This is a genomic window from Xanthomonas populi (genome assembly GCF_002940065.1).
Lineage (GTDB): Bacteria > Pseudomonadota > Gammaproteobacteria > Xanthomonadales > Xanthomonadaceae > Xanthomonas > Xanthomonas populi.
In genome coordinates this window covers 1-6,412 of record NZ_MDEJ01000177.1, presented here as the reverse complement: position 1 = coordinate 6,412, position 6,412 = coordinate 1, and the positions used below count along the sequence as shown (strand labels likewise).

The following is a 6,412-nucleotide window of genomic DNA, read 5'->3' as shown; positions in this document are numbered from 1 at the left end:
GATGCTCAACACGCTTGCCAGCTTCGCGTGCTGGCTGGCAGGAATGGCCAGCCAGCAGTCCGGCCACGCCGCTTGGCTGGTGCCATGTAAGACCAAGCGAAAACTCTATTCAACGCTGCGCATTGGACGCGAAGCCCTGCTCAGATGCTGGCCGTTGGAGCCCATCAGCCAATGTCTGGAGCGATTACGCACACTGCCCGAACACGTCTACAACCAGATGGTCATGGGCTGAAAAACGTGGGGATACCTCAGATGCGGACTCTCTTTCCACGTTGTCTGGTAGCACAGGCATCCTCCTGTCGATCACACACCGACGGCGGCGGCAGCAATGCGGCGGTACCTCACCCGTGCTGCGCCCAGACGCCAGCGATGACACTTGCCGCGCAGTGCCGCAGCCATTCTGAGCCCGACGCTGTGGCCCCCCCCCCTCGCAGCGTCATCCATCACGCGTCGGCCAGTGTCACGCGACAGCCTGCTGCTCGATCCGCACGACCGGCGCCACCGACACCGCCGGCTGCAGCAGCCCCCATGCTTCCAGCTGATCCACCGCCCGGCCGATCCCGTCCTCCTCACGAATGCGCTGCCCCAGCACGCGTGCCGCTGTGCGCATGCTAGGCGCACTCGCCTGGCGAATGGCATCGGCCAAGGTCTCCGGCTGCAATCCAACCCGTGCAAGCGCCGGCGGCGCGACGCCGCGTTGGGCCAGGCAATGCGCCCAGAACGGCTGGTCGTAGCCGAACGGCAGCACCACCGACGGAATCCCCGCGGCCAGCGCCGCCCCGGTGGTACCGGCACCCCCGTGATGCACCGCCAGCGCCACGCGCGGAAACAGCCAATCGTGCGGTGCCTGTTCCAGGTGGAAAAAGCGCTCGGCATCGTCGGCAGCGTCATCCCCGGCCGCCAGCCCGCCCCAGCCACTAGCCAGCAAGGCGCGTTGACCGGTCAGTCGCACCGCCGCCTTGACGGTGGCGGTGAGCTGCGCCGCATCGGTGCTGATCATGCTGCCGAAGCCGATATACAGCGGCGGCGGGCCGGCCTGCAAAAAGGCCTGCAGCGCAGGCGGCGGTTGCCACTGCGGCTGCGGCAACGGCCAGAAACCGCTGACCTGGGCGCTGTCCGGCCAGTCCGGCGGACGTGGGCACAGCTGCGCGCTATAGCCGTAGATCACGCGCAGCCCGCTGCGATCGGGGCCACTCCACGGATACGCCGGCAACCCCAATGCCGGTCGCACGATCTCGTTGAGCACCGGCCGCATCAGCTGCCATCCGGCAAAGCGCATCACATGCTGCAGCGCCACGCTGACCAGCCCGGGCAGACGCACGCGCGGCATCACCATCAGCGGCAGGTGGCGCGAAGCGGTGAGCGGCTGCAATTGCGCGAACACCACCGGCAGCCCATACGCCTGACCCAGGCTGTGCGCCAGGAAACTCGCACTGCCCACGCCGAGGATCAAGCCGGCCTCGGCACAGGCCGCGCGCCCCTGCACGGCCCAGTCACGTGCCCATGCCTGCAAATGCGCGCGCCAGGTGTTCCAGACTGCACGCCGGCCGCCACCCACCTCGGCGACATTCGGGTTGTGCTGCAGCAGTTTCTGGTGGTCGCCGCTGAGTGGAAAAAATTCCAGCCCATTGCTACGGATCAGCGTTTCGAAGTTGGCGCTGGTCAGTATCCTGACCGGATAACCGCGCTGCTGCAGGCCGCGACCCAGCGCGATGATCGGCCGCACATCGCCATGCGTGCCCAACGTGGCGATCAGCACGGGGCGGCGGGGTGCTGGTTGATCGAGTACCTCATGCATATTCGGCTACCCCGTCGCTGGCGGTGGCGATACTGCCGGCGCATTGCGTGACGTTGGCAGTGGCTGCATGCAGCAGCGCGCTGAGCGTGGCCGAATGTGCCGGCGAGAGCATCGAATGGTGGTCGCTGTCCAGGGCGTGCAGATGCAGATTGCGTACGTACGGGCGCCATGCTTGCGGCCGATAGTCCACCCACACCACTTCGTCTGCGCCGGAGCTCATGCGCACGCTTGCTTCGACGAACACCACATCCTGCTCGAGCGGTCTGGGGCGATGACGTCGCGCCAGATGCAGGTGATGCTGGGTCAAACCGCCCAGGTCATTCAGCAGCGTGGGGCGCTGTTCGAGCAACTGGCGCACTGCCGGCAACGCGGTCAGCCCGTAGTGATCGCACAGCAGGCTGGCCAGTTCGGCCACCGTGGTCGGCATCGGCTGGTCGGGAGCCACGTGCAAGCCCAGTGCCTGCACCGAGGCACGCACGCCTTCGGACTCCTGCAATGCTTCGGTCTGCTCGGGATACGGGTAACTATCGAGCATCGCCAGCAATTCGACTTCTTCGCCCAGGTCGTGCAGTTCGGCGGCGATGGCATGTGCGATCAAGCCGCCTAGCGACCACCCGATCAGACGGTACGGGCCATGCGGCTGCACCGTGCGCAGACGTGCCAGGTAGTCGCGCGCGATCGCCTCGATGCTCTCCGGGCGATACTGCGGGTCGCTCAATGCCGGCGACTGCAGCGCATACACCGGCCATTGCGGATCGAGCTGACCTAGCAGGGTGAGATACGACCAGCCCAGGCCGACCACCGGATGGATGCAGAACAGCGGGGTGATGCCCGGCGCGCCCGCACGCAACGGCAGCAGCACGCCAAGCGGGTCGTTTACGGTCTGCGCGCTGCGCTTGATCACCTCGGCCATGCCGGCGATCGTCGGCGCATGGAATAAGGTGCCCAGCGGTAGTTCGATCCCGAACATCTGCGGGAAACGTGCGGCCATTTCTGCTGCGCGCAGCGAGTCGCCACCGAGCTCGAAGAAGTTGTCTTCCACGCCCACCGCTTCGATGCCCAGCAGTTGCTGCAACATCTCGGCCAGTTGGCGCTCCAGTGCATCGCGTGGTGCCACATGTGCGCGCTTGGGCAATGCGCCAGGCGCAGGCAAGGCTCGCCGATCCAGCTTGCCGTTGGGCGTCAGCGGCAGCGCCTCCAGCGCACTCCACAACGCGGGAATCATCGACGCCGGCAAGCGCTGCTGCAGATGCGCGCGCAGCAGGTCGGTGTTCGGCACGTTGCCATGTTTGCCAACGACATAGGCCAGTAATTGCAACGCGTTGTTGTCGCTATCGCTGTGGCCGACCACCACCGCCTGCGCGACCTGCGAATGCAGCAGCAAGGCGTTTTCGATTTCGGCCGGCTCCACGCGATGGCCGCGGATCTTCAGTTGCGCGTCCGCGCGGCCGATGAATTCCAGCATGCCGTCGCGGCGCTGACGCACGCGGTCGCCGGTGCGGTACATGCTGCTGCCGTCGTCGGCGAACGGGTCGCGTAAAAAACGCTCGCTGGTCAGCTGGCGCTTGCCGCGATACCCCTTGGCCACGCCCGCGCCACCGATATACAACTCGCCGATGGCGCCGGTCGGCAGCGGTTGCCGCTGCGCATCGAGCACGTAGAAACGGGTATTGAGCAGCGGCCTGCCGATCGGTGGCGCTGCCGCATCGGTCAACTGCAACGGCATGATAGTCGACCAGATCGTGGTTTCGGTCGGCCCGTACAACTGGGTCAGGCGCCCCACCCGACTCAGCAACTGTGTCGCCAATTCCGGCACCAACGCCTCACCGCCGACCAGCGCGTGGATGCGGTCCAGCGCCAGATCTTCATTGGCCAGCAGGATGCGCCACAACGACGGCGTGGCCTGCACCACGCTGATCTGCTCGTGCGCGATCAAGCGCGACAGACTGCGTGGATCGTGAGTGATGCCGGCCGGTGCGATGACCACGCGTGCGCCCACCAGCAGCGGCAGGTACAACTCCAGCCCTGCGATATCGAAGGTGATGGTGGTCACTGCCAGCACGCGGTCGCGCGGGCGCAATGCCAGCTCTTGCTCCATCGCATGCAGGAAATTGAACAGGTTGCGATGGCTGATTTCCACACCCTTGGGCGCGCCGGTCGAGCCGGAGGTGTACAGCACGTAGGCCGTGCCATCCGGCGTGGCGAGTGGCGCGATTGCCGCCGGCAGCACCGCCGGGCGCGGATCCAGCCACACCATGCCGCCCAATAGATAGCGCTCGCACAACGCCGGCTCGCACACCAGCGCGATGGCGCCGGAATCGTTGAGCATCTGACGATTGCGCGCGGCCGGGCTTTCCGGGTCCAACGGCAGATACGCCGCCCCGCTCCACATCACCGCCAGCAACGCCACCAGCAAGTGCTCGTTGCGCGGTAATGCAACTGCGACAACATCGCCGGGGCCCACGCCGTCGACCACCCACTGCCCAGCGACGCGCGCGGCAAGCTCGCACAGCGTTGCGTAATCCAGCGTGCGGTTGTCATAGTGCACCACCACGGCAGCCGGCATCAGCTCGGCGCGTTGCAGCATGCCGTGCAGCAGCGTGGCCGGTTCCGGCAGGGGCGCAGCGGTGTCGTTCCAGGTATGCAGCAGCCGCTGACGCTCGGCGTGTCCCAGCAAGTCGACCAGGCCGAGTGCGCATTCCGGATCGGCCAACACCGCATCGGCCAGGCGGGTCAGGCGACGGCAATGTTCTGCAAGCTCGTCGCTGTCGTACAAGGCCGGATTGGCATCCAGATCGAATCGCAACGCCGCACCATCGCCACGCTCGTAGCAGAAGATGGTCAGGTCATCGGCAGGGCCGTTAGAGAGGTTGTGCGGCACCGCGTAGGCATCGCCGAAGCGCAAGGTGTAATCGAAGGCCTCGATATTGACCGCAAGACGCGCGATCTTCTGCTCGCCGCCGAAAATGCCCATGTCGCGACGCACATCTTCGAAGCGGTATTGCTGATGCCGCAGCGCATGCTTGACCACCGAAGAGACCTGCGTGAACAACGCATGGATCGGCTGCTCCGGCTGCATCTTCAAACGTATATAGACCACATTGGCCACCATTCCCGGTGTTTTGCGGTATCGCGCATTGATACGCCCGCTCACCGGCATCGCAAACACCAGGTCGTCGGCTCCGGTGTGGCGGTAGTAGTAGGCCGCCACCAGCGCAATCAACATCTGCGGCAGGCTGACGGCGTGGCGCTTGCGCAACGCGCGTAACTGCAGCATCTGGCGCGCAGAGAACTCCCCAGTTCCGCGCAACGAGCCGGCCATTTCGTAAGTATCCAGCCGCGCCAGCGTTGCAGGCGGCGGCAGATCGGCCAGTTGCTGCATCCAGTACGCGCCATCGCGCTGATAGCGATCCGAGTCGCGATACTGCTGCTCCAGCGCAACCAATTCCGTCGCACTTGCGAAGTCGGCGGCCTCCGGCTCGGCGTCGATCAGGTAGGCGCTGTAGAGTACCGCCATGCGCTGCGCCACCATGGCCGTGGTGTAGCCATCCATCACCAGGTGGCTCATGTATTGCACCCACAGGTGATGATCCTCGCCAAGACGGAACAACGCACAAAACCACAGCGGCCCGTTGCGCAAGTCCTCCGGCTTGCGGATCTGTTCTTCAATCCAGTGCTCGGCCGCGTTGCGCGGCGCCGGATCCTCGGCCACGTTGAAGTAAGGCATCGTGCCGGTGTACTCAGGCAGCACAATCTGCACCGGCAGCCCGCCTTGTTCGGCGATGCACAGGCGCAACGTGTCGAACTCGCGGGTGACCTGCGCGCTGGCGCGCAGAATCACCTGGGGATCCAGCGGTCCGAATAACTCAAGCGCCTCCGACAACATCAAGGTGTTGTCGGTATAAAGCTTGCTGCCAACCCAAAGGTCGCGCTGGGCACGGGTCACGGGAAAAGCAGCCGCGGAGGCTTCAGCGTGCATTGCGTGCATCCTTCTTGTGTGGCGCGCAGTCGCCCAACGCGCCATGCCCGCAATGCGGTCAACGAGACGTCGGATCAGCACTTGGCCTAAAAACGTGAGGTAGAAAACACCATCGACCACCAGCACATGCCGGCGATACGCAGTTGGAGCACTCGGTAGAGACGCACAATGGAGACGTACAACGAATGGCACGCAAGTGACACCAAGACGCGCAGCTGTTTTTTTCTTGAAGCACTTGCTTCCCGGAAAGTTAATAAACACTAACAATTGGGCAACACAATGAACCGTGCAAAAATCACGAATTACGCGTTTCCTGCAAATTTTTTTGGCTGAAGTGTGATTGCAACTACTGTTCTGGATGCATACGTCTGTTTGCGGATTTGGCGCTGCCTGCCATGCCATACACAAAACGCGACGCAGGTCGCGTCGATGGCAAAAAATCCGCAATTCATCGGAATCTACATTCCTTGCGGCGTATGCGAGAGCGCAATGAATAAGACCATTGCGCACAACACCATTGCCACAACTAGGCTGTCAAATAAATCACTCTTCGAGAGAAGGGCACCTCGAACAACCAAGTCGTAGCCGTGGTGACACGCACTGGATGATGACCATACCTTCAAAAAATCAGCGAT

Annotated in this window: 2 protein-coding genes and 1 pseudogene; 1 reads left to right on the top strand and 2 read right to left on the bottom strand. The window is 64.0% G+C overall.

The window, feature by feature from the left end; genetic code table 11:
- Positions 1-232: pseudogene (locus XpopCFBP1817_RS22265) on the top strand (IS4 family transposase); the annotation flags it as partial.
- Positions 233-460: 228 nt separating this feature from the next.
- Here the strand turns inward: XpopCFBP1817_RS22265 and XpopCFBP1817_RS18750 are convergent.
- Entirely contained in the window at positions 461-1,798 is a 1,338-nt protein-coding gene (locus tag XpopCFBP1817_RS18750; RefSeq protein ID WP_128418267.1) for a glycosyltransferase, read from the bottom strand.
- A complete protein-coding gene (locus XpopCFBP1817_RS18745) occupies positions 1,791-5,777 on the bottom strand; it encodes a non-ribosomal peptide synthetase (RefSeq protein WP_128418266.1) in 3,987 nt (1,328 codons plus the stop codon). The genes XpopCFBP1817_RS18750 and XpopCFBP1817_RS18745 overlap by 8 nt, the downstream gene beginning before the upstream one ends.
- Positions 5,778-6,412 lie beyond the last annotated feature (635 nt).

What these genes read in the sequence shown, in the direction of transcription:
- XpopCFBP1817_RS18750 (WP_128418267.1), bottom strand. Translation starts at nt 1,798, where the DNA reads ATGCATGAGGTACTCGATCAACCAGCACCCCGCCGCCCCGTGCTGATC.
- XpopCFBP1817_RS18745 (WP_128418266.1), bottom strand. Translation starts at nt 5,777, where the DNA reads ATGCACGCTGAAGCCTCCGCGGCTGCTTTTCCCGTGACCCGTGCCCAG.